This is a genomic window from Roseateles saccharophilus (genome assembly GCF_004342485.1).
Classification (GTDB): Bacteria; Pseudomonadota; Gammaproteobacteria; order Burkholderiales; family Burkholderiaceae_C; genus Pelomonas; species Pelomonas saccharophila.
Map to the genome: position 1 here is coordinate 135,087 of NZ_SMBU01000004.1, position 21,096 is coordinate 156,182.

The 21,096-nt window shown below is 69.4% G+C and carries 20 protein-coding genes; 6 read left to right on the top strand and 14 right to left on the bottom strand.

What is annotated here, in order from left to right:
- Positions 1–18 precede the first annotated feature (18 nt).
- From EV671_RS05225 to EV671_RS05235, 3 genes are read right to left on the bottom strand one after another with little or no spacing between them, the layout of a single operon-like run.
- Entirely contained in the window at positions 19–933 is a 915-nt protein-coding gene (locus EV671_RS05225; protein ID WP_132570240.1) for a DMT family transporter, read from the bottom strand.
- A complete protein-coding gene (locus EV671_RS05230; RefSeq protein WP_132570241.1) occupies positions 933–1,715 on the bottom strand; it encodes a ferritin-like domain-containing protein in 783 nt (260 codons plus the stop codon). The genes EV671_RS05225 and EV671_RS05230 overlap by 1 nt, the downstream gene beginning before the upstream one ends.
- Before the next feature lie 28 nt (positions 1,716–1,743).
- A complete protein-coding gene (locus tag EV671_RS05235) occupies positions 1,744–2,625 on the bottom strand; it encodes a type 2 periplasmic-binding domain-containing protein (protein ID WP_132570242.1) in 882 nt (293 codons plus the stop codon).
- 63 nt (positions 2,626–2,688) lie between these two features.
- Here EV671_RS05235 and EV671_RS05240 point away from each other — a divergent pair, with 63 nt between their 5' ends.
- The 4 genes from EV671_RS05240 (at position 2,689) to EV671_RS05255 (ending at position 8,446) form a co-directional block, all read left to right on the top strand.
- On the top strand, positions 2,689–3,213 hold the full coding sequence (locus EV671_RS05240) for a gamma carbonic anhydrase family protein (protein ID WP_132570243.1): 525 nt from the start codon (positions 2,689–2,691) through the stop codon (positions 3,211–3,213).
- Entirely contained in the window at positions 3,210–4,169 is a 960-nt protein-coding gene (gene hslO / locus EV671_RS05245; RefSeq protein ID WP_132570244.1) for an Hsp33 family molecular chaperone HslO, read from the top strand. Before EV671_RS05240 ends, hslO begins: the two co-directional genes overlap by 4 nt.
- Before the next feature lie 109 nt (positions 4,170–4,278).
- The gene (locus EV671_RS05250; RefSeq protein WP_132570245.1) at positions 4,279–7,758 is read left to right on the top strand and encodes a hypothetical protein; all 3,480 of its coding nucleotides are present in this window, start codon (positions 4,279–4,281) and stop codon (positions 7,756–7,758) included.
- A 208-nt stretch (positions 7,759–7,966) separates the two neighbouring features.
- Positions 7,967–8,446 carry a hypothetical protein gene (locus EV671_RS05255; RefSeq protein ID WP_132570246.1) on the top strand — a complete coding sequence of 160 codons (480 nt, stop codon included), beginning with the start codon at positions 7,967–7,969 and terminating at the stop codon, positions 8,444–8,446.
- Positions 8,447–8,455: 9 nt separating this feature from the next.
- On the opposite strand, the gene EV671_RS05260 is transcribed toward EV671_RS05255, so the two are convergent.
- From EV671_RS05260 to mutS, 9 genes are all read right to left on the bottom strand, one after another.
- Entirely contained in the window at positions 8,456–8,962 is a 507-nt protein-coding gene (locus EV671_RS05260; protein WP_132570247.1) for an AAA family ATPase, read from the bottom strand.
- The gene (gene pnuC, locus EV671_RS05265; RefSeq protein WP_132570248.1) at positions 8,959–9,570 is read right to left on the bottom strand and encodes a nicotinamide riboside transporter PnuC; all 612 of its coding nucleotides are present in this window, start codon (positions 9,568–9,570) and stop codon (positions 8,959–8,961) included. The genes EV671_RS05260 and pnuC overlap by 4 nt, the downstream gene beginning before the upstream one ends.
- The gene (locus EV671_RS05270) at positions 9,570–9,860 is read right to left on the bottom strand and encodes a septum formation initiator family protein (RefSeq protein ID WP_132570249.1); all 291 of its coding nucleotides are present in this window, start codon (positions 9,858–9,860) and stop codon (positions 9,570–9,572) included. The genes pnuC and EV671_RS05270 overlap by 1 nt, the downstream gene beginning before the upstream one ends.
- 3 nt (positions 9,861–9,863) lie before the next feature.
- Complete coding sequence (gene eno / locus EV671_RS05275; RefSeq protein ID WP_132570250.1) at positions 9,864–11,150, bottom strand: phosphopyruvate hydratase; 1,287 nt, start codon at positions 11,148–11,150, stop codon at positions 9,864–9,866.
- An 80-nt stretch (positions 11,151–11,230) separates the two neighbouring features.
- Positions 11,231–11,521 carry a DUF1330 domain-containing protein gene (locus tag EV671_RS05280; protein ID WP_132570251.1) on the bottom strand — a complete coding sequence of 97 codons (291 nt, stop codon included), beginning with the start codon at positions 11,519–11,521 and terminating at the stop codon, positions 11,231–11,233.
- A gap of 7 nt (positions 11,522–11,528) precedes the next feature.
- On the bottom strand, positions 11,529–12,386 hold the full coding sequence (gene kdsA / locus EV671_RS05285) for a 3-deoxy-8-phosphooctulonate synthase (RefSeq protein WP_132570252.1): 858 nt from the start codon (positions 12,384–12,386) through the stop codon (positions 11,529–11,531).
- Between the two features lie 2 nt (positions 12,387–12,388).
- Entirely contained in the window at positions 12,389–14,035 is a 1,647-nt protein-coding gene (locus EV671_RS05290) for a CTP synthase (protein ID WP_132570253.1), read from the bottom strand.
- 64 nt (positions 14,036–14,099) lie between these two features.
- A complete protein-coding gene (locus tag EV671_RS05295; RefSeq protein ID WP_132570254.1) occupies positions 14,100–14,894 on the bottom strand; it encodes an alpha/beta fold hydrolase in 795 nt (264 codons plus the stop codon).
- The gene (gene mutS, locus EV671_RS05300) at positions 14,891–17,452 is read right to left on the bottom strand and encodes a DNA mismatch repair protein MutS (protein ID WP_243655589.1); all 2,562 of its coding nucleotides are present in this window, start codon (positions 17,450–17,452) and stop codon (positions 14,891–14,893) included. The genes EV671_RS05295 and mutS overlap by 4 nt, the downstream gene beginning before the upstream one ends.
- An 86-nt stretch (positions 17,453–17,538) precedes the next feature.
- On the opposite strand from mutS, the gene EV671_RS05305 reads away from it, so the two are divergent.
- Complete coding sequence (locus EV671_RS05305) at positions 17,539–18,627, top strand: hypothetical protein (RefSeq protein WP_132570255.1); 1,089 nt, start codon at positions 17,539–17,541, stop codon at positions 18,625–18,627.
- Between the two features lie 125 nt (positions 18,628–18,752).
- Here the strand turns inward: EV671_RS05305 and EV671_RS05310 are convergent, their stop codons facing one another.
- Both EV671_RS05310 and EV671_RS05315 read right to left on the bottom strand, forming a co-directional pair.
- Positions 18,753–19,067 carry an energy transducer TonB gene (locus EV671_RS05310; protein WP_132570256.1) on the bottom strand — a complete coding sequence of 105 codons (315 nt, stop codon included), beginning with the start codon at positions 19,065–19,067 and terminating at the stop codon, positions 18,753–18,755.
- 223 nt (positions 19,068–19,290) lie between these two features.
- On the bottom strand, positions 19,291–20,229 hold the full coding sequence (locus tag EV671_RS05315) for an inositol monophosphatase family protein (RefSeq protein ID WP_132570339.1): 939 nt from the start codon (positions 20,227–20,229) through the stop codon (positions 19,291–19,293).
- 122 nt (positions 20,230–20,351) lie between these two features.
- On the opposite strand from EV671_RS05315, the gene EV671_RS05320 reads away from it, so the two are divergent.
- Positions 20,352–21,089 (top strand): RNA methyltransferase, encoded by a 738-nt coding sequence (locus tag EV671_RS05320; RefSeq protein WP_132570257.1) that lies wholly within the window; start codon positions 20,352–20,354, stop codon positions 21,087–21,089.
- The last annotated feature ends 7 nt before the right edge of the window (positions 21,090–21,096 follow it).

The following is a 21,096-nucleotide window of genomic DNA, read 5'->3' on the forward strand; positions in this document are numbered from 1 at the left end:
CGGGAAGGAGCGCTGAGTCTAGGACGGGTTGGCAAGAATGCGTCGACGCGTCAGGCTGCCCAGCAGCGGCAGCAACTGCACGAGCAGGATGCAGGCGAGCATCAGGCCGCAGCCGATCAGGCCGGCGGTGTTCAGGCGTTCGCCCAGCAGCAGATAGCCGAAGCCGGCGGCGAACAGGGTCTCGGACGACAGGATGATGGCCGCGTCCGCCGCATGGGCGTAGCGCTGGGCGACGACCTGGGCCGTGAAGGCCACGCCCACCGACAGCACGCCGGTGTAGGCAATGGGCCAGGCAGCGGCCGCGATGCCGGTCCAGCGCAGCGGCTCCATGATGCCGGCCGCGGCCAGCGACAGCAGGCCGCAGACGGCGAACTGGCCGCTGGCAACGAGGAAGGGTGCGCCCATGCGGTCGGCCCAGCGGCCCACCATCAGCACATGCACCGCCCAAGGCACGGCCGAGCCCAGCACCCAGAGGTCGCCCAGGCCGATGCTGAGCTGGTGGGCGCCCGACAGCAGGAAGGCGCCCACCAGGCAGCCCGCAGCTGCAGGCCAGACCGACCAGTGCGCGACCTGGCGCAGCAGCAGCCAGCCTAGCACGGGCACGAGGGGCACGTAGACGGCCGTCAGGAAGCCGGCATTGGTCACGCTGGTGTACTGGATGCCCACCTGCTGCATGACGGCGCCTAGTGTCATCAGGAGGCCCAGGCCGGCGATATGCCAGCCGTCCAGCCGCTTCAGCGGCCGGCCCTGGCGGCTGAGGCGCCGCCACTCCAGCACGGCCAGCGGCAGTACGACGGCCGAGCCGACCAGGAAGCGCACACCGGTGAAGAGCAGGGGGCCGACGTCGGCCATGCCCTTGTTCTGGGCGACGAAGGCCGAGCCCCAGATCAGCGCGACGAAGGTGAGGAGCAGATTGGCTTGCAGGCGGGACATCAGGCAGTGGTTTGCAGGGCCGCCAGTTCGGCCTCGTCGAAGCCGGCCGCGCGGCGGGCTTCCAGGTTGAAGGGGGCGCGCAGGCGCGGCGCCTGGTGGCGCTCGGCCAGCTCGGCATAGTTGGCGACCGGGTCCAGGCCGCGCTGCTCGCACAGGAAGCGGTACCAGCGGTTGCCGGCGGCGACATGGCCGATCTCGTCGCGCAGGATCAGGTCGAGGATTTCGCCGGCGCGCCTGTCGCCGGCGCCGACGAGCTTGCGTTTGACGGCGGGCGAAGCGTCCAGGCCGCGCGCCTCCAGCGTGCGCGGCACCAGCGCGATGCGGGCGAGCAGGTCGTGCCTGGTGCGCTCGGCCATGTCCCACAGCGCGTTGTGGGCGTCGAAGCTGCCGTAGTCGAAGCCCAGCGTGAGCAGGTGCTCGCGCAGCAGCGTGAAGTGCAGGGCCTCCTCGGCGGCAATGCGCAGCCAGTCGCGGTAGAAGGCCTCGGGCATGCCGGCGAAGCGCCAGGCGATGTCCAGCGCCAGATTGATCGCGTTGAACTCGATGTGGGCGATGGCGTGCACCAGGGCCGCGATGCCGGCAGGCGTGCGCAGCGAAGGCGGCTTCAACAGGAGGTGTTCGACGAGGCGGGGGCGGTCAGGGCGGCCCGGGATGCCGGGCGGCTCGGCCAGCACGGCGTCGGGGTCGAGCGGCGCCGCCGCGTCGAGCGCCCGCGCGGCCTCGGCCTTGGCGAGCGGGTCGGCGAGGCACAGGATGTCGAGGGCGCAGGAGCGGGCTTCCATGGCCCGGATTATCGGTGGCGACCCCAGTTCAATCGCGCAGCCGGGCGCCGACCAGTGGATGCCAGAGCCTCTCGTCCTGCAGCGGCGTGCCGGCGGGCAGGTCGGGGTTGCGCAGCTTCAGCCAGCGGCGCTCGTTCAGCGCGGCGCGCTGCAGCTGCGGTCCCAGCCAGACGTCGAACAGCGCGACGAAGCTGCCGTCGGCCAGCACCAGCTCCCAGCCCTTGCGCAGCCGGTCGGCCAGCTCGGGCTGGTGCGGGCTGACGAAGAAATAGGCCGGCGCGGGGTAGGCGATCAGCCAGCCGTCCAGCACGCTGAGGCCGGGCAGGGCGTCGACGATGGGGTAGACCTCGATCGCGCCCAAAGCGAACAGGTCGATGCGCTCGCGCTCCAGCAGCGCCGGGAAGCTGTCGCGCCTCGCGATGGGATGCACGGGCCAGCCATTGGCCTTCAGGATCTGCGTGTCGGGCCAGCTCTCCACCTGGGCCAGGCGCAGCCGGCGCGCCTGTTCCAGCGTGGTGATGCCCTGCAGCTCGGCGCGCCGGCGCGTCAGCGCGATGGGCAGGCGGATGCCGAGCAGGCCGCGGTACAGGCACACGCGCAGCGCCAGCGCCTGGGCCTCGTGCTCGGTCGTCGTGATGGACGAGGCGACGTCGACATCGCCGCTGGCCAGCTGCAGGAAAGCGCGGCTCTGCGTCATCGGCGGGGCAAACGCGAGGCGGTAGGGGCCGTGGCTGGCCCGTGTGCGCTCCAGCAACAGGCGCAGCACGGCGAACTCGTAGTTGGGCGCGTCCTGGGGCAGCTGCACGAGGGAGTGCCGGATCAATGGCCCCTCGGGCGGCAGTGCGGCTCCCAGGGCGGGCAGCAGCCCCAGGGCGGACAGACAGTGCCTGCGATTGCGGCTCACCGACATGGCCTCAGCCTAGCAGGCCGCCCCCCTAAAATCGTGGTTTTGCGGTCACGGGAGGGCGAGGCGATGGCCATCTATCAGCTGGACGATTGGCAACCCGACCTGGCCGACTCGGCCTGGGTCGCCGACAGTGCCGAAGTGATCGGGCGTGTGACTCTCGGGCAGGATGTCAGCATCTGGTTCAACGCGGTGCTGCGCGGCGACAGCGACACCCTGACCATCGGCCCGGGCAGCAATATCCAGGACGGTTCGGTGCTGCACGCCGACCACGGATTCCCCCTCGTGATCGGCGCGAACGTGACGGTCGGCCACCAGGTGATGCTGCATGGCTGCACGGTGGGCGACGAAAGCCTCATCGGCATCGGGGCGGTGGTCTTGAACGGGGCGCGCATCGGCCGCAACTGCGTCGTCGGCGCCGGCGCGCTGGTGACCGAGGGCAAGGAATTCCCCGACGGTTCGCTGATCGTCGGCGCGCCGGCCAAGGTCGTGCGCGAGCTGACCGCGGCGCAGGTCGCCGGGCTGAAGGCCAGTGCGGCCCACTATGTCAACAACGGTCGCCGTTACGCGGCCGGCCTGAAAAAGATTCGATGAGCGAATTGCACAAGTTCCTGTTCGACGGCCTGCCGGTGCGCGGCATGCTGGTGCGCCTGACCGGCGCCTGGCGCGAGGTGCTGGCGCGGCGCGAGCCCGGCCACGAATACCCGCCCGAACTGCGTGACCTGCTCGGCGAGATGAGCGCGGCGGCCGTGCTGATGCAGGCCAACATCAAGTTCAACGGCGCGCTGGTGCTGCAGGTCTTCGGTGACGGCCCGGTCAAGCTCGCCGTGGCCGAGGCCCAGCACGACCTGACGTTCCGCACGACGGCCAAGTGTGTCGGCGACATCCCGCCGGGTGCGACGCTTGAGGGCATGCTCAACCTGCATGGCCACGGCCGCTGCGCGATCACGCTGGACCCGCGCGACAAGCTGCCCGGCCAGCAGCCCTACCAGGGCGTCGTGCCGCTGCACGGCGACCGGCGCGAGCCGCTGCAGAAGATGAGCGAGGTGCTGGAGCACTACATGCTGCAGTCCGAGCAGCTCGACACCCGGCTGGTGCTGGCCGCCAATGGCGACTTTGCCGCGGGCCTGCTGATCCAGCGCCTGCCGGTCGAGGGCGAGGGCAACCTTGAAGGCAAGAAGAATGAAGACGACATCGGGCTCTCCGACGCCTTCAACCGCATCTCCATGCTCGCGTCCACGCTGACCTCCGAGGAGCTGTTGACGCTGGACGCGGACACCATCCTGCGCCGCCTGTTCTGGGAGGAGACGGTGACGCGCTTCGAGCCGCTGGCGCCACGCTTCGCCTGCACCTGCTCGCGCGAGCGGGTTGCGCAGATGCTGCGCGGCCTGGGCCGCGAGGAGGCCGACAGCGTGCTCGCCGAGCGTGGCGACATCGAGATCGGCTGCGACTTCTGCGGCCGGCATTACCGCTTCGACGCCGTCGACGTCGGCATGCTTTTCACGACCGGCAACGACCAGCCGAGCGGCGCCAGCGCGACGCTGCAGTAGCCGCGGGCATCCCGACTTCTGAGGATGTCCGCCAGCCTAGTGATTGACGGCCCCGGGCCGAGCTGAGACTTTCTGCGCCTGGCCCCTTGTGCAAGGGCAGGAGGCGACGATGGCGGACTCCAAGGGCGGCGTGCTCGGCAGCTTTCCGTGGGCGAGCCTGGCGGTGCTGATGGCCTTCGTCGCCAGCACGCAGCTGGTGCCGCATGCCTTCGATGCGCTGCGACCGGCCGAGAAGGCGCGCGCCCAGGCGCCGCTGGACCCCGACCTCGAGATCAATGCCAGGCTCTGGGAGGACCCCTTCGCCGCGCTGCGCCGCTATGAGCTGGAGCGCTCCGAGCGCTGCGAGCGCCAGCAGAAGGCCTCGCGGCCGGTAGATGGCGACTGCAGCCGGCAGATGCCACGGCTGCGCGACCCGCGCAACCTGCTGGCGCGGCTGGACGCCGACCAGAACCAGCGCATGGACGACATCCTCGTCATCCTGGCCCTGATGCCTGGCGCCGACTTCGTCGGCGCCGAGGAGGCGCGGCGGCGCATCCGCTATGCGACGCTGGCCGGCCTGCTGGCCCAGGACTATGTACCCGACAACGCCGAGCGGCTGAGCCTGCTGGAGTTCAGGCTGCTGGATGCCCAGGCCGAGGCCGGCGGCCCGGGCTATATGGTCCCCTACGAGCTGCTGTCGCTGCGTCGCCCGGCCACCGAGCAGCCGCCCTCGCGCTATGCCCAGGTGGCGCTGCTTTGGGTGGACGAGACGGCGCTGCCGCTGCGCAAGCTCGATGCCGTGGCGCGGCTCACCGAGCAGCTGATGGGCCGTGAGGCGCGCGAGCGCGCGCATCTGCGCTTCAGGTTTGATGCCCAGGACGTGCTGCCGCGGCTGGCCGTCATCGGCCCGTCCTCCACCGACGCGCTGCGCACCGCGCTGCGCGACCTGCGCTGTGCGGCCGACCTCAACAACACCGCCGGCATCGGCACCAGCCAACTGGCCGAGAGTGATGCGGTGCGCTGCGCGCGCCGCGGCGAGGATGTGCGGGCGGGCCTGCCGGCCGACGTGCTGGCCGGCTACCGGCTGCTCGCCCGGGCGGAGTTCTACAACCCGTCGTCCACGGCGCCCGAGCGCATGCTGCCCGAGCTGCAGGGCTATACGCGTGCCGTGACCGGCCTCGACGACGGCCTCGATGCCTTCCTGACCCAGCATTTCAGCCGCCTCACCGGCGCCCAGGGCAGGCCGCCGCCGGTGCACATGCTGCGCACCGTGGGCAGCGACGCCGACCTGATCGACAAGCTGGTGGCGGAGCTGAAGTTGCGCCTGCCACAGCGGCACCGCCGCGTCGTCATCGTCGCCGAGCGTGATTCCATCTACGCCCAGGCGCTGGTGGAGCAGTTCCGCGACGACCTGCCCGCGGATCTGCAGAAGAGCCTGCGCGTCATCTACTTCTTCCGCGGCATCGATGGCGTGACGACCAAGGATGCGAACGCCGCTGCGGCACTGGCCACCGCGGCGGACAAGACGCCGCCGCTGGAGTGGCCGGAGAGCCGCGACCAGCTCGACTATCTGCGCCGCCTGGGCATGGAGCTGCAGCGCAGCGAGAGCGGCAACGGCGACATGCCCATAGGCGCCATCGGCATCTTCGCCAACGACGTGCATGACAAGCTGCTCGTGCTGCAGGCCCTGCACGAGAACTTCTCCGACCGCATGTTCTTTACCACGGACATGGACGCGCGCTACCTGCACCCGCGCACCCAGGCCTTCACGCGCAACCTCATCGTGGCCAGCAGCCTGCCGCTGGCCTTCTACCCGGTTCCGCCCGAAAAGGCCGGCAGCGCCCTGGACCTGCAGGCCGGCACGCCGCCGCTGCGCGACATCTACCAGACCAGCACCTATGCGGCGGCCCGCCGCGCCGGCTGCCGCAGCGATCCCTGCAAGCAGCGAGAGGGCAGGGCGCTGGACGAGGTGCTGAAGCACACCTCGGTCTACGAGATCGGGCGCTCCGGCACGGTGCCGCTGTCGGGCTATGCGCTGGAGCGGCGGCCGCCGCAGAGTTCGATGGGCCGCGTCTTCGTCGCGCTGCTGATGGCGGCGGTGTTCGGCTGCATGCTGTTCGCCTGGCCGTCCACACCCTCGATGCGCCAGGCCCGGCGCGTGCTGCTGCCGCGCAGCCCCGGCGAGGCGGCCATGCGCATGGAGCCGACGGCCATCATCCTCGTGACCATGCATGCGGTGCTGCTGTCCTACGGCATGTTCAGCCTCGTCGAGTTCGTGCTGCCGGGCCGCATGAGCTTCGGGCGTGCGCCGCTGCTGGCCGCGCTGGCCGCCGGCGCGGCCCTGCTTGTCGGGCTGACCGGCTGCAAGTCCGGCGGGCAGCGCCGGCCGACCGCGCTGCTCACCGCGGGGCTGGCGCTGCTGGTGACCACCTGGTTGGCCCTGGCCTGGCCAGCCGGGGGCTGGCGGCCGGGCGGCATCTGCCCGACCTGCGAGCCCACGGTGTGGCTGGAAGGCGTGAGCGCGTGGCCCTCGCACCTCATCCATCTGCTCGCCCTGTTCACGCTGCTGTGGACGCTGGACTGGGCCTGGGCCGACAGCCAGGAGCAGCTGTGCCGAGATTCCGACTGGCTGCACCTGCCCAGGCCGCCCGAGCACCCCAGCGTGACGGCGCTGCTGCGCAACTGGTTCTCCACGGTCAGCGTGCTGTTCTGGAAGCCGGGCGTCGGCTACAGCTGCGACTTCAAGCAGCTGTGGATCGAGTACGGCGAGCGCGGCGAGGCCTCGCCGCGCTCGGCGCGCACGCTGTTCTGGTTCACGCTGACGCTGGGCGTCGTGACCCTGCTCTTTCTCGGCCTGAATGACGGCCAGATCCCGGAGGTGCCGGCGCGCGGGCGCGAGTACCGCGGCCTCGTGCGCGTGACGCTCTACGCGGCACTGCTGCTGCTGCCGCTGCTCATCGTCGCGGTGGCCGACGCGACCGTGCTGCTGACCCGCTTCGTGCGCCATCTCAACGTCGGCCGCAGCTTCTACCCCGACGAGACCATCGAGCTCTTCGCCAAGGCGCTGGGCAGCGAGCACCAGGACCTGTGGGCGCAGCGTTTCAGCGCCCGCCCCGAAGAGCGCGTGCAGGGCCGTGGCGGCTTCGCGATGCACACGCTGCTGGACGACTGGATCGACGTGCAGGTCGTGGCACGCCGCAGCGTGCCGGTCGCGCGCCTGGTCATCGGGCCCTTCGTCGTGCTGGCCCTGCTCGTCGTCGCGCGCAGCCGGCTGTTCGACAACTGGTCGCTGACGCCGGCCATCGCCGTCGGCGTGAGCTTCTACGTGGCGACGCTGATCGGCCTGACCTTCCTGCTCAAGCAGGCGGCCGAGAACGCGCGCAGCCGCGCGCTGGAGTCCATGCAGGCCGACCTGCGCTGGCTGGCCGGCTGCGGCGCGCCGCTGGCCGGCCTGCAGGAACCCTTCAAGCGGCTGATCGCCCAGGTCGAGAACGAGCAGAAGGGAGCCTTTGCGTCCTTTTTCGACCAGCCCCTGCTCAAGGCGCTGCTGGTGCCGCTGGGCGGCGCGGGCGGCACGCAGCTGTTCGACTACCTGCTGCTGGGCCGCTGAAGGCGGGGTGCCGGCCGCACCGGCTGCGATTTCAAGCCCTAGAACCGCGGGCGGCCCCGCCCGCCGTCATGCGTCCATACGATGGTCTTCGCTGTGAATGCGACTAGCCTTCCCGTTAGGACGCGATGCACGCTTGCGGGCAGTTGCTCGACATCGGAACCCGTCTGGCGACCCGGCATCGCCTTGCATGCCGGCCTCGGAGCATGCAATGAACTTCGACTCTCGTTTGCTGGCCCTGATCGGGCGGCGCCTGCCGGCCATCTTCGACGTCATCCCGCGCGGGCCCCAGGCCGTGGCGGGCCTGCAGGACAGGCTGGCCGAACTGGCCATCAACCCGCAACCCCTGCCGCCCGGCCCGCCCGAGCGCCTGGGCGCGGCGCTGGCCCAGGAGTTCGCCCACATGGCCTGGGTGGCCGACCGCCTCGGCGCGAACTGGAAGAGCATGGCCCAGGATCTGGACGACTGGTGCCCGACGGCGCCGCGCAAGATCAAGCTGCCGGTCGGCTGGCCGCCTATTCCCGAACCCGAGCCGCATCCGAACTGGCTGGCGGAACTGCATCTGGGTTTTGCCGCCAAGCTGGCGTCGATCTCGGCCGAGCACGCCGGCAGCAACTTCGCGGCGACGCTGGACCGGGCCGTCGGTCGCTCGGTCGACGCGATATCGCAGTTGCAGATGCCGACGCGCTGAAGGCGCGGGTCAGCGGATGGCGCCCAAGGCCTGGGCGAGCCGGCTGCCGTCGTCGCCGCGAATGTCCACCCAGGGCAGGCCATGCCCGGCCAGCGTGGCGCGCAGGCGCGCGTCGAAGCGCGCCCGCACCTCGGGGCCGTCGCGTTGGAAACCGTCGGCCTGCCAGGGCAGGTCGGGAGCACACAGCAGCGTCACTTCGCAGCGGCGCTGGAAGGCGACGGCGCTGGCGGTCAGCGAGTCATCGTCGAAATAGTGCTCGCTGCACAGGGCCGTGATCAGCGGCGTGGTGTCGCAGATCACCAGTTCATGCGCGCGCGTAGCGGCCTCGATGCGTGCGGCCTGTTCGGTGGCGATGTGGGCCTGCTCGTGGCGCTGCGGCGTGCGGCCATGGGCGGCGCACCACTCACGCAGGTATTCGGTGACGAGGCCGGCGTCGAGATGCGCCGCCAGGGCTTCGGCCAGCGTGGACTTGCCCGTGCATTCGGCACCGAGCAGCGCGACAAGACGCCCGCTCATGTGCGGCGCCAGGCGCGCCAGCCCCAGAAGCTCATCGGGATGAAGCCGGCGTACAGGATGACGGTCAGCCAGTAGCCCTTGATGCCGAACAGCACGACGCTGACCGCGTTGACGACGATCCAGGTCGGCCAGTTCTCTTCGTATTTGCGCGCCAGCAGCCATTGGCCGAGCAGGCTGGCGACGGTGGGGAAGGCGTCCCAGTAGGGCAGGGGGCTGTCGGTCGCCTTGGCAAGGAAGGCCCCGAGCAGCGGCCAGGCGGCCAGTGTCAGCAGCGCCGGCTTCACGAGGCCGCGCAGCCCCAGCCGCCTCACGCTGAGCGCATCGCCCTGGCGCGTGCGGCCGAAGCGCCATTGCCACCAGCCCCACAGCGCCAGCGCCGCGAACAGCAGCTGCAGGGAGGCCTCGCCGTAGAGCCTGCCGTCCCAGAAGAGGGCGAAGTACATCAGCGAGCTGACCAGGGCCAGCGGCCAGGCCAGCAGATGGACGTGCATATTGCAGACCACCATCCAGACGGCCAGCACGAAGGCGACCAGCTCCAGCCAGGAGATGGGGCTGCCGAATGCGGTGAAGGCCGGCGCGATCAACGCCGCCCAGGCAGCGGCGAGCATCAGCGCTTGGCCGCCGACGACGCGGCGGCCAGCGGCACGAAGACCTCGTCGGACTTGATCATGCCCAGCTCGAAACGGGCTTTCTCCTCGACCATCTCCAGGCCTTCGCGCAGGTCGCGCAGCTCGGCCTGCAGCTGGGCATTGCGGGCCCGGGCCTGGTCGTTGTCGGCCTGGGCCTTGGCCAGCTCCTCCCGGAGCTGGGCCACATGCGGAATGCTGCCCCGGCCCACCCAGAGCTGGGCTTGGATGACGACCAGGAAGATCGCCAGGACCAGGGCAAGCGCCTTCAACGCTTACTTGAGGTTGTAGAACGCGGAGCGGCCGGGATAGACGGCGACGTCGCCCAGGTCTTCCTCGATGCGCAGCAGCTGGTTGTACTTGGCCATGCGGTCCGAGCGCGACAGCGAACCCGTCTTGATCTGGCCGGCGTTCAGGCCGACGGCGATGTCGGAGATCGTGTTGTCCTCGGTCTCGCCCGAGCGGTGCGAGATGACGGCCGTGTAGCCCGCGCGCTTGGCCATCTCGATGGCGGCGAAGGTCTCGGTCAGCGTGCCGATCTGGTTGATCTTGATCAGGATGGAGTTGGCGATGCCCTTGTCGATGCCTTCCTGCAGGATCTTGGTGTTGGTGACGAAGAGGTCGTCGCCCACCAGCTGCACCTTCTTGCCCAGCACTTCGGTGATGTGCTTCCAGCCGTCCCAGTCGCCTTCGGCCATGCCGTCTTCGATGGAGATGATGGGGTATTTGTCGACCCAGGTGGCCAGCATGCTGGTCCATTCCTGCGCGCTCAGCTGGATGCCGCCTTCGCCTTCCAGCACGTACTTGCCGTCCTTGTAGAACTCGCTGGCGGCGCAGTCCAGGGCCAGCGCGATCTGATCACCGGCGCGGTAGCCGGCCTTGTCGATGGCCTGCAGGATCAGCTGGATGGCGGCCTCGTGGCTCTCGACGCTGGGGGCGAAGCCGCCCTCGTCGCCGACGGCGGTGGAGATGTGCTTGTCGTGCAGGATCTTCTTCAGCGCGTGGAAGACCTCGGCGCCCCAGCGCAGGGCCTCGCGGAAGCTCGGTGCACCCACGGGGACGATCATCAGCTCCTGCAGGTCCAGCGAGTTGTTGGCGTGGGCGCCGCCGTTGATGACGTTCATCATCGGCACGGGCAGTTGGTTGCCGTTCATGCCGCCGAAGTAGCGGTACAGCGGCAGGCCGGACTCTTCGGCCGCGGCGCGGGCCACGGCCATGGACACGGCCAGCATCGCGTTGGCGCCCAGGCGGCTCTTGTTCTCGGTGCCGTCGAGGTCGATCAGGGTCTTGTCCAGGAAGGCCTGCTCGGAGGCATCGAGGCCCAGCACGGCCTCGCTGATCTCGGTGTTGATGTGCTCGACGGCCTTCAGCACGCCCTTGCCCAAGTAGCGGGCCTTGTCGCCGTCGCGCAGCTCGATGGCTTCGCGGCTGCCGGTGGACGCACCCGAGGGCACGGCCGCGCGGCCCATGACGCCGGACTCCAGCAGCACGTCGCATTCGACGGTGGGGTTGCCGCGGCTGTCGAGGATTTCTCGGCCGACGATGTCAACGATGGCGCTCATTCAGTGTCTCCAGGAAGTGAAAAATTCGGGCGGGCCGCAGTTTGCCAAGCGGGCGTTACCGCGTCACAACAATGCGCTCTTCAGACGCCTTCGATCAGGACCATGCGCATCACGGCCGCACCTTCGCGGGCCTGGCGGGCGCGGGTGTATTCGGCCGAGTCGTAGAAGGCCTGGGCCGCTTCGCGCGATGGGAACTTCAGCAGCACGACGCGCTCGGGCGTCCAGTCGCCTTCCAGCACGGTTACCGCGCCGCCACGCACGCAAGGCTCGGCGCCGTGCACCTGCATCGCGATGGTGGAGAACTTGCGGTAGTCCTCGTACTGCGTGGGGTTGGTGACGGTGACGTTGGCGAGGATGTAGGCAGACGGCATGGTTCGATCAGCAGGAAAAGTCGTTCTCCAACAGGGGCTGCTTCTTGACGACGCGGTCCAGCGCCACCAGTTGCTCCAGCAGCGTCTTCATGTGCTTGAGCGGCACGGCATTGGGGCCGTCGCTGAAGGCCTCGGCCGGGTTCGGATGCGTTTCCATGAAGAGGCCGGCCACGCCCACGCCGACACCGGCACGCGCCAGCACCGGCACCATCTCGCGGGCGCCGCCGCTGGTGCCGCCGAGGCCGCCGGGCTTCTGCACCGAGTGGGTCACGTCGAACACCACCGGCGCGCCGGTGTTGCGCATCCCGGCCAGGCTGGTCATGTCGGCGACGAGGTTGTTGTAGCCGAAGCTGACGCCGCGTTCGCAGGCCAGGAAGCGATCTTCGGAAAGGCCCACTTCCGCGGCTGCGGCGCGGGCCTTGTCGATGACGTTCTTCATGTCCCAGGGCGCGAGGAACTGGCCCTTCTTGATGTTGACCGGCCGGCCACTTTGCGCGACGGCGCGGATGAAGTCGGTCTGGCGGCACAGGAAGGCCGGCGTCTGCAGCACGTCGACGACGGCGGCGACCTCGGCAACCTGGGAGGCATCGTGCACATCGGTCAGCACCGGCAGGCCGGTCTGGCGGCGCACCTCGTCGAGGATATTCAGGCCGGCTTCCATGCCGACGCCACGCTTGGAGGTGCCGGACGAGCGGTTGGCCTTGTCGAAGGAGCCCTTGTAGATCAGCGGAATGCCGAGAGCCGTGCAGGCTTCCTTCAGCAGGCCGGCGACGTCGAGCGACATCTGCAGGCCTTCGATGGAGCAGGTGCCGGCGATCAGGAAGAAAGGCTTGTCAATGCCGGCGTCGAATCCGCAGAGCTTCATGATTAGGCTTGGTGTTTGTGGTTCAGCGCCGCCTTGATGAAGGCCGTGAACAGCGGATGACCGCCCCAGGGCGTGGACTTGAACTCGGGGTGGAACTGCACGCCGACGAACCAGGGGTGAACCTCGCGCGGCAGCTCGACCATTTCGGTCAGCTTCTCGCGCTGGGTGATGGCCGAGATGACGAGGCCGGCCTGCTGCAGGCGGTCGAGGTAGTGCTCGTTGGCCTCGTAGCGGTGGCGGTGGCGCTCGGTGACGACGGGGCCGTAGATGTCGCGGGCCAGCGTGCCGTCCTTGACGTCGGAGCTCTGCGCGCCCAGGCGCATCGTGCCGCCGAGGTCGGAGTTGGCGTCGCGCTTCTGGATGCTGCCGTCGGCGTCCTGCCACTCGTCGATCAGCGCGATGACGGGGTGGGGCGTCTCGGGGTCGAACTCGGTGGAGTTGGCGTTCTCGAGGCCAGCCATGTGGCGCGCGTATTCGATGGTCGCGACCTGCATGCCCAGGCAGATGCCGAGGTAGGGCAGTTTGTGCTCGCGGGCGTACTGGGCGGCCAGGATCTTGCCTTCCACGCCGCGCTTGCCGAAGCCGCCGGGCACGAGGATGGCATCGAACTTGGCCAGACCGCCGACCGTCTGCGGCGTCAGCGTCTCGCTGTCGACGTACTCGATCTTCACGCCGGCATGGTTGTGGATGCCGGCGTGGCGCAGCGCCTCGTTCAGCGACTTGTAGGAGTCCGACAGGTCGGTGTACTTGCCGCACATGGCGATGGTGACCTGCTCGGCGGGGTTTTCGACCTCGTGAACCAGGGTGTCCCAGCGCTTCAGGTCGGCGGACTTGGTGTTGAGCTGCAGCTTGGTGCAGATCAGCTGGTCCAGCCCCTGCTCGTGCAGCACGCGCGGCACCTTGTAGATGGTGTTCACGTCCCACATCGAGATCACGCCGTACTCGGGCACGTTCGTGAACAGCGAGATCTTCTCGCGCTCGTCGTCGGGGATGCGGCGGTCGGCGCGGCAGATCAGCGCGTCGGGCTGGATGCCGATCTCGCGCAGCTTCTGCACCGTGTGCTGGGTCGGCTTGGTCTTGAGCTCGCCGGCGGCGGCGATCCAGGGCACATAGGTCAGGTGCACGAAGGCGACATTGTTCGGGCCGGCCTTCAGGCTCATCTGGCGCGCCGCCTCGAGGAAGGGCAGGGACTCGATGTCGCCCACCGTGCCGCCGATCTCGACGATGGCCACGTCGACCGCATCCGGCGTGCCCTGGCCGGCACCGCGACGGATGAAGTCCTGCATCTCATTGGTGATGTGGGGGATGACCTGGACGGTCTTGCCCAGGTAGTCGCCGCGACGCTCCTTCTCCAGCACCGACATGTAGATCTGGCCGGTGGTGAAGTTGTTGCTCTTCTTCATCCGGGTCGTGATGAAGCGCTCGTAGTGGCCCAGGTCCAGGTCGGTCTCGGCGCCGTCATCGGTGACGAAGACCTCGCCGTGCTGGAAGGGCGACATCGTGCCGGGGTCGACGTTGATGTACGGGTCCAGCTTGATGAGGGTGACTTTGAGGCCGCGCGATTCGAGGATGGCAGCCAGGGAGGCCGACGCGATGCCCTTGCCCAAGGAGGACACCACACCGCCGGTGACGAAGACGTATTTGGTCATGTCTTGCAGCAGCCCAGAACAGGCTGCTGTGGTGGGAAATTGCGATTGTACGAGAGCGCTCGAATCAGCCCAGGAGGTCGAGCACCAAATCGGCCGTCTCTTCCGGTTTCTCGAAGGGGTAGAGGTGACTGCCCTCCATCCAGCGCCAGTTGTCGCCGGCCAGCTTCTTTGACGCCGCCGCGCCTGCCTGGCGCAGCTCGCTGGAACGTGTGCCGCCGACGAAGGCCACCGGGCATTGCGGCGGCCGCAGGCGCAGCAGCAGCGGCAGGTGATGGGGCAGGGTGCGGTAGACGTGGGCCTCCACCTCGCGGCGGAACCGCAGCTGGACCTGACCGTGAGCCTCCTCGAAGCCGGCGTCGACATAGTCGGCGAGCACGCGCGGGTCCCAGCGGGCAAATGCTTTCTTGGCCGCGAAATGCGTGTGCACGGCGGCACGGTCGGGCCAGACATGGCGGCGCTCCCGGGCGATCTTGGAGGGCCCATAGCGGTGGATCAGCCCGGTCGTCTTGGCCACGGCGATGGCGGCCGCCTTCATGCCCGCGACGACGGGCGAGTCCAGCATCACCAGCCGGCTCACGAGGTCGGGCCGGCGGCAGGTCGCCATCAGGCTCAGCATGCCGCCCAGTGAATGGCCGACGAGGGCGACCTGACCCTCGGGCTTCACATCGTGCTCGATGAAGTGGATGAGCTGGTCGCGCAGCCGGCGCCAGTCGCCGGTGACGGGGAAACGTGGGTCGTGCCCGAAGCGGTCCAGCGCCTCGACGCGCCAGCCGGCCGCGCGCCAGCGCTCGAACAGCACGCGGTAGCAGCCGGCCGGGTAGCTGTTGGCGTGCGAGAAGACGATGGTTTTCTGAGTCATGCCTTGGCCAGTGCCTTCAGCTTGTAGAGCGCTTCCAGCGCCTCGCGCGGCGACAGCGTATCCGGGTCGACCTTGTCCAGCGCCTGCCGCAGCTCGCTGAGCTCGGGCAGGGGCGGTGGCGCGGGCGGGGCGGCGAAGAGGTCGAACTGGTCGTCGGCCGCGTTCTGCCGCGCCTCCAGCGCCTCCAGCGTCGCGCGCGCCTGGCGCACCAGGCTGGCGGGCATACCGGCCAGCCTGGCCACCTGCACGCCATAGCTGCGGCTGGCCGGGCCGGCCTGCAGCTCGTGCAGGAAGACGATGTCCTCGCCGCTCTCCACGGCCGACACATGCCAGTTCTGCGCCATCGGATGCTTGGCCGGGAACTCGGTCAGCTCGAAGTAGTGCGTCGCGAACAGCGTGAAGGCACGGGTCTTGTCGTGCAGATGGCTGGCGATGGCGGAGGCCAGCGCCAGGCCGTCGAAGGTGGAGGTGCCGCGGCCGATCTCGTCCATCAGCACCAGGGACTGGTCGGTGGCCGAATGCAGGATGGCCGCACCCTCGGTCATCTCCAGCATGAAGGTGGACTGCGCATTGGCGAGGTCGTCCGCCGCGCCGATGCGGGTGTGGATGGCGTCCATCGGCCCGAGGCGGCAGCTCGTCGCCGGCACGTAGGAGCCGATGGCGGCGAGCAGCGCGATCAGCGCGACCTGGCGCATGAAGGTGCTCTTGCCGCCCATATTGGGGCCGGTGATGACCAGCATGCGCGTGCGTGCGTCGAGCCGGCAGTCGTTGGGCATGAATTCCGCGCCGCTGGTCTCGGCCAGGCGTGCCTGCACGACCGGATGGCGGCCGGCCTCGATCTCCAGGCAGGGCTGGCTGACGAACTCCGGCCGGCACCAGTTCAGCGTGATGGCGCGTTCGGCCAGCGCGGCCAGCGCGTCCAGCCCGGCCAGCGTACGGCCCAGCGCGGCCAGCGGTTCCAGACGCGAGATCAGCGCGTCGATGACCTGCTCGTACAGCAGCTTTTCGCGCGCCAGCGCCCGCTCGTTGGCGGACAGCGCCTTGTCCTCGAAGGCCTTGAGCTCGGGCGTGATGTAGCGCTCGGCGTTCTTCAGCGTCTGGCGGCGCTGGTAGTCCATCGGCACCTTGTCGACCTGCCCCTGCGTGACCTCGATGTAGAAGCCGTGCACGCGGTTGAACTGCACGCGCAGATTGGCGATGCCGGTGCGGGCGCGTTCGCGGGTCTCGAGGTCGAGCAGGAAGCCGTCGCAGTTCTGCTGGATGCCGCGCAGCTCGTCCAGCTCGGCGTCGAAGCCGTCGGCGATGACGCCGCCGTCGCGCGGCAGCAGGGCCGGCTCGGCGGCAATCGCACGCTCCAGAAGTTCGAGGATGTCGGCCGGCGGGTTCAGGCTCGCGTCGCGCAGTGCGGCCGGCGTCACGGCGCGCAGCTGCGGCAGCACCTGCAGCGTCGCGCGGATGCCGGTCAGCTCGCGCGGGCGCACCTGGCGCAGCGCGATGCGGGCGGCGATGCGCTCGACGTCGCTGACCGACTTCAGCGCCTCGCGCAGCGGCTCGAAGCCCTCGGCCTGCAGCGCCGCGATCGCGTCGTGGCGGGCGATGGCCTCGCCGCGCTCGCGCTTGGGGTGCAGCAGCCACTGGCGCAGCATGCGGCTGCCCATGCCGCTCTTGCAGGTGTCCAGCAGCGAAAAGAGGGTGGGCGAGGTCTCGCCGCGCAGCGTCTGCACGAGTTCCAGGTTGCGCTGCGTGGCCGGTGGCAGATCCAGCAGTTCGCTGGCACGCTGCACGCGCAGCGTGCGCACATGGGCCAGCGCGCGGCCCTGGGTGTGCTCGGCAAACGCCAGCAGGGCGCTCGCGGCCGCATGGGCCAGCGACAGCTCGTGCGCGTTGAAGCCCTGCAGATTGGCCACGCCCAGCTGTTCGCAGAGCTTGCGCTGGCCTAAAGCGCCGTCGAACTGCCAGCCCGGCCGGTTCGTGACGGGCCAGCGCGCGCGCATGACGCCGGCCGGCTGGGCCTCGCGGTTGACCAGGATCTCGGCCGGCGTCAGCCGCGCCATCCAGGCCGACAGCTCGGCGTCGCTGCACTCGGCCAGGCCGATCTCGCCCTGGGTCAGCGACAGCCAGGCCAGGCCATGCCGGCGGCCCTGGGCCGAGACGCTCAGCAGCACGGCGTCCTGCTTGTCGGCCAGCAGCTCGGTGTCGGTGATGGTGCCCGGCGTGACGACGCGCACCACCTTGCGCTCCACCGGCCCCTTGCCGGCGCCGACCTCGCCCACCTGCTCGGCAATCGCCACCGCTTCGCCCAGCTTGATGAGCTTGGCGAGATAGCTCTCCAGCGCATGCACGGGCACGCCGGCCATGACGACGGGCTGGCCGGCGCTCTGGCCGCGCTGGGTCAGCGTGATGTCCAGCAGCGCGTTGCACTTGCGGGCATCGTCGTAGAAGACCTCGTAGAAATCGCCCATCCGGTACAGCAGCAGCGTGTCCGGGAAATCGGCTTTCAGGCCCAGGTATTGGGCCATCATGGGCGTGTGGGCGCTGAAGTCAGCGGGCTGGGTCATCGAAGTTTTCTAGGAATAGCAAAGCCCTCGAAGGAGGGCTCAAATCAGCGGCTCAGTTTAAGCGGGCACCGCATGAAGGACAGGACATGACGACACCCTTGATGCCGCGCACGGCGTGGTTGGGCGGTTTAGCGTTTGCGCTGGCGGGCCTGGCGGCCACGGCGCAGGCCGGGCCATCGGCCTGCGCCGAGGTGGCGGCCCAGGCGCGCAAGCTGCCGGAATCGGGCTGGGCCGCGCCGGAGCCGCTGGCACCCTGGCTGCGGCGCTACGAACCACGCCATCCAAGGGCAATGCTGACGGCCGTCGAGCAGGATCTGCTGGACGACCCGCGCTGGCGCCAAGCGGTGAGCGCCACGCCGGACCAGCCGTTGTCCATTGAGCGGCTGCGCGGTACGCCCATCTACCGGGTGGACCAGGTGGCCGGCAGTGCCGGCTGCCAGACCTATGTGCTGGTGGAGGCCCGCAGCGGCCAGCCGGCGCGCCCGCTGGCCACGCCTATCCCCGTCGAGCAACCCATGGGCCTTTGCACCACGCAGTCGGCTTTCTTCGCTACGGTGCAGGGGCAGCCGGCGCTGGTGGTGGGCGGCCACGATTCGATGATCGGGCTGGATCAGCATTACCGCGTCTCGACCTGGGACGGCAAGGCCTTCGGCCCGGCCTGTACGCTGGCGTTGAAGCTGCACGGCCGGCTGCGCCAGGCCGAGCAGCATTGCCGCAGCGATGCGGGCTGGTGCAGTGGCGCAGCGGCGTTGGCGCGCGAGCTGGCCCAGGCCTATGACCGCGACCGCCGCGGTGGCGCCAAGCTGGACCCCGAGAAGTTCGCGGACGGGCACAGCCCCGACCGAATACTGCGCACCACGCTGCGGCAGCCCGACCTGGGGCCCGGCGCCGCCGGCGACGAAGGGTTGCAGTTGCCGCTGCTGGGCGACGAGGCGCGCGACCGTGACATCTTCCTGAGCAGCTACGCCAACGTGGACGTGCGTCGACTGGCCGTCTGGCTGGATGGCCGCTGGTGGCAGGTGGTCGTGGGGCGCGCCGGCATCGGCTGGCGCGAATCGACCGACACCCTGGTGACCCTGTACGAGCCGCTGGGCCGCGCCATCGACGCGCAGGCAGGCTGGCGCTTCACGCTGGAGGCCTCGGGCCTGGTGTCGGCTACTGCGTCACCGGAGTGAGTTGCCCCGGAAAAGCGCAAGGCCCGCGATGCGGGCCTCGGTGCTTGCTCATGCCAGCCGGCTTGCAGGCCGGCTGGCCTTCGATGCGCGTCGCTGGGTCCGCAGGGACTCAGCTCGGGCGCATCTCAGTCTTCCGACTTGAAGACGAGCTTGACTTCGTGGGTCTGGGGCGTGCCCGTGCCTTCGAAGCGCCACTGGCTCAGCGCGTCCACGGCGGCGCGGTCGAACACGCGCTTAGGTTCGGCTTCGACGACCTCGACGCCCGAGACCTTGCCGTCGCCGGCAATGCTCATCTTGGCGCGCACGCTGCCGGACGTGATGTTCTTCTTCACGGCTTCGCCCGGGTACTCCGGCGCCACCTTCTTCAGGACCTTGGCATCGGCATGAGCCAGGGAAGCAGCGGCGACGAGGGCGAGGGCGATAGCGGAGCGGGCGAACATCGGACAGGTCTTTCGGTCGGTGGTATCTGTTGGATGGCGGCTTGTGGCCGAGGAGCAGCGCGCATTCTGGCCAGCGGAACCCCCACGGTTAAGGGGGTGGGCCGTGCACAAGTCACACGCCGGCGCTGGGCTTGCCGCGTGGATGCCATGGTTGCCAACTCCGTCACGGCCGAAAACGACGAAGCCCTCGCGGGGAGGGCTTCGGCTGCGGGGCGGAGGGCTGTCAGAGCGGCGCGTCGCCGCCTTGCTCGTCCTTCTTGATGCGCAGGGGGCCGCGCTTCTTCGGCGCCGGCGCGGGGGCCGCGACCTCGACGGCCGGAGCCGTGCTGGCGGTGGCGGACACCTCGTCCTCCTTGATGACGCGGGTGTAGGGCGACAGGATGGTGACGAGCTGGGCGTAGATCTTGGGGTTGCCGGCCACGACCTCGCGCTGGTGCAGGTAGTCGGCCTCGCCCGTGAAGTTGCCGATCAGGCCACCGGCCTCGGAAATGATCAGCGAGCCGGCCGCGATGTCCCAGGGCTGCAGGCCGGTCTCGAAGAAGGCGTCGTAGTAACCGGCGGCCACGTAGCACAGGTCCAGGGCCGCGGCGCCCGGGCGGCGCAGGCCGGCGCAGTGCTGCATGACCTCCTCGAACATCTTCACGTAGCGCTTGAAGTTGTCGCCACGGCGGAAGGGGAAGCCGGTGCCGATGAGGGCGTCGCTCATGCGGGTGCGCTTGGACACGCGCAGGCGGCGATCGTTCAGGAAGGCGCCGCGGCCCTTGGTGGCGTAGAAGAGGTCGTTGCGGGTCGGGTCGTAGACGACGGCCTGCTGCACGACGCCGCGGTGGGCCAGCGCGATGGACACGCAGTACATCGGCAGGCCGTGGATGAAGTTGGTGGTGCCGTCCAGCGGATCGATGATCCAGACGTACTCGGAATGCTTGGCACCGTGGGTGCGGCCCGACTCTTCGGCCAGGATGCCGTGGTCGGGGTAGGCGCCCAGCAGCGTCTCGATGATGACCCCTTCGCAGGCGTGGTCGACTTCGGTCACGAAGTCGTTCGGGCTCTTGGTGTTGATCCGCAGTGCCTCCAGGTCCAGCGAGGCGCGGTTGATGATGGCGCCGGCCGCACGTGCCGCCTTGATGGCGACATTGAGCATGGGATGGAGAGACGTTTGCAGCATGCGTAGCACTCGCTGGGAAGAAGGGGTCGACAGGGAGGAAAGAGCGGCGGGGCGGCCCAGTGAACTGAGGCAAGGCCCGGATAATCGCGCGATTCTAGCCGCTGACCCCGAGTAAACCCGTGGAATCCACACGCTTCATCCTCATCAACACCAGCCACGCGGGCAACGTCGGCGCGACGGCGCGGGCGATGAAGGTGATGGGTTTCGGCGACCTCGTGCTGGTGGCGCCGCGCTTTCCGGACGTGCTCTGCCACGAGGAGGCCGTCGCGATGGCCAGCGGCGCCGCCGACATCCTGGCCCGCGCCCGCGTCGTGCCGACCCTGGCCGAGGCGCTGGACGGCGTCGACTACGCCTGCGCCACCGCGATGACGCCGCGCGACTTCGGGCCGCCCACGCACGAGCCGCGCGCGCTGTTCGCCGAGCTGGCCGCGCGCGCGTCCGCACCGCGCCTGGCCCTGGTGTTCGGCTCGGAACGCTACGGCATGGCCAACGAGGACGTCTATCGCTGCCACGCGGTGCTCAGCATCCCGACCCACCCGGACTACGGCTCGCTCAACCTCGCCCAGGCCGTGCAGCTGCTGGCCTATGACCTGCGCCAGGCCGTCGGCGGCTTCGCCGTGCAGGCGCGCACACCGGATCCCGAGCGGGCCGATGCCCGCGCCGTGCAGGGCCTGCTTGAGCATCTGCAGGCAGCCCTGACCGATATCGGCTACCTTGACCCCGCCGCGCCGAAGAAGCTGATGCCGCGCCTTAACCAGCTCTTCAACCGCGCCGCGCTGACGAACGAGGAAGTCCACATCCTGCGCGGCATCGCGCGGCAGATCAGCAAGACCGTAGATGCAGCAGGCTCTAGGTAGCCGCGCC

Bases quoted from the DNA above. Each gene is read 5' to 3' on its own strand.
- EV671_RS05295 (WP_132570254.1), bottom strand. From the start codon at position 14,894: ATGACTCAGAAAACCATCGTCTTCTCGCACGCCAACAGCTACCCGGCC.
- EV671_RS05310 (WP_132570256.1), bottom strand. From the start codon at position 19,067: ATGTTCGCCCGCTCCGCTATCGCCCTCGCCCTCGTCGCCGCTGCTTCC.
- mutS (WP_243655589.1), bottom strand. From the start codon at position 17,452: ATGACCCAGCCCGCTGACTTCAGCGCCCACACGCCCATGATGGCCCAA.
- pnuC (WP_132570248.1), bottom strand. From the start codon at position 9,570: ATGCTCGCCGCTGCCTGGGCGGCGTTGATCGCGCCGGCCTTCACCGCA.
- EV671_RS05290 (WP_132570253.1), bottom strand. From the start codon at position 14,035: ATGACCAAATACGTCTTCGTCACCGGCGGTGTGGTGTCCTCCTTGGGC.
- EV671_RS05250 (WP_132570245.1), top strand. From the start codon at position 4,279: ATGGCGGACTCCAAGGGCGGCGTGCTCGGCAGCTTTCCGTGGGCGAGC.
- kdsA (WP_132570252.1), bottom strand. From the start codon at position 12,386: ATGAAGCTCTGCGGATTCGACGCCGGCATTGACAAGCCTTTCTTCCTG.
- hslO (WP_132570244.1), top strand. From the start codon at position 3,210: ATGAGCGAATTGCACAAGTTCCTGTTCGACGGCCTGCCGGTGCGCGGC.
- EV671_RS05235 (WP_132570242.1), bottom strand. From the start codon at position 2,625: ATGTCGGTGAGCCGCAATCGCAGGCACTGTCTGTCCGCCCTGGGGCTG.
- EV671_RS05255 (WP_132570246.1), top strand. From the start codon at position 7,967: ATGAACTTCGACTCTCGTTTGCTGGCCCTGATCGGGCGGCGCCTGCCG.
- EV671_RS05240 (WP_132570243.1), top strand. From the start codon at position 2,689: ATGGCCATCTATCAGCTGGACGATTGGCAACCCGACCTGGCCGACTCG.
- eno (WP_132570250.1), bottom strand. From the start codon at position 11,150: ATGAGCGCCATCGTTGACATCGTCGGCCGAGAAATCCTCGACAGCCGC.
- EV671_RS05305 (WP_132570255.1), top strand. From the start codon at position 17,539: ATGACGACACCCTTGATGCCGCGCACGGCGTGGTTGGGCGGTTTAGCG.
- EV671_RS05260 (WP_132570247.1), bottom strand. From the start codon at position 8,962: ATGAGCGGGCGTCTTGTCGCGCTGCTCGGTGCCGAATGCACGGGCAAG.
- EV671_RS05225 (WP_132570240.1), bottom strand. From the start codon at position 933: ATGTCCCGCCTGCAAGCCAATCTGCTCCTCACCTTCGTCGCGCTGATC.
- EV671_RS05230 (WP_132570241.1), bottom strand. From the start codon at position 1,715: ATGGAAGCCCGCTCCTGCGCCCTCGACATCCTGTGCCTCGCCGACCCG.
- EV671_RS05280 (WP_132570251.1), bottom strand. From the start codon at position 11,521: ATGCCGTCTGCCTACATCCTCGCCAACGTCACCGTCACCAACCCCACG.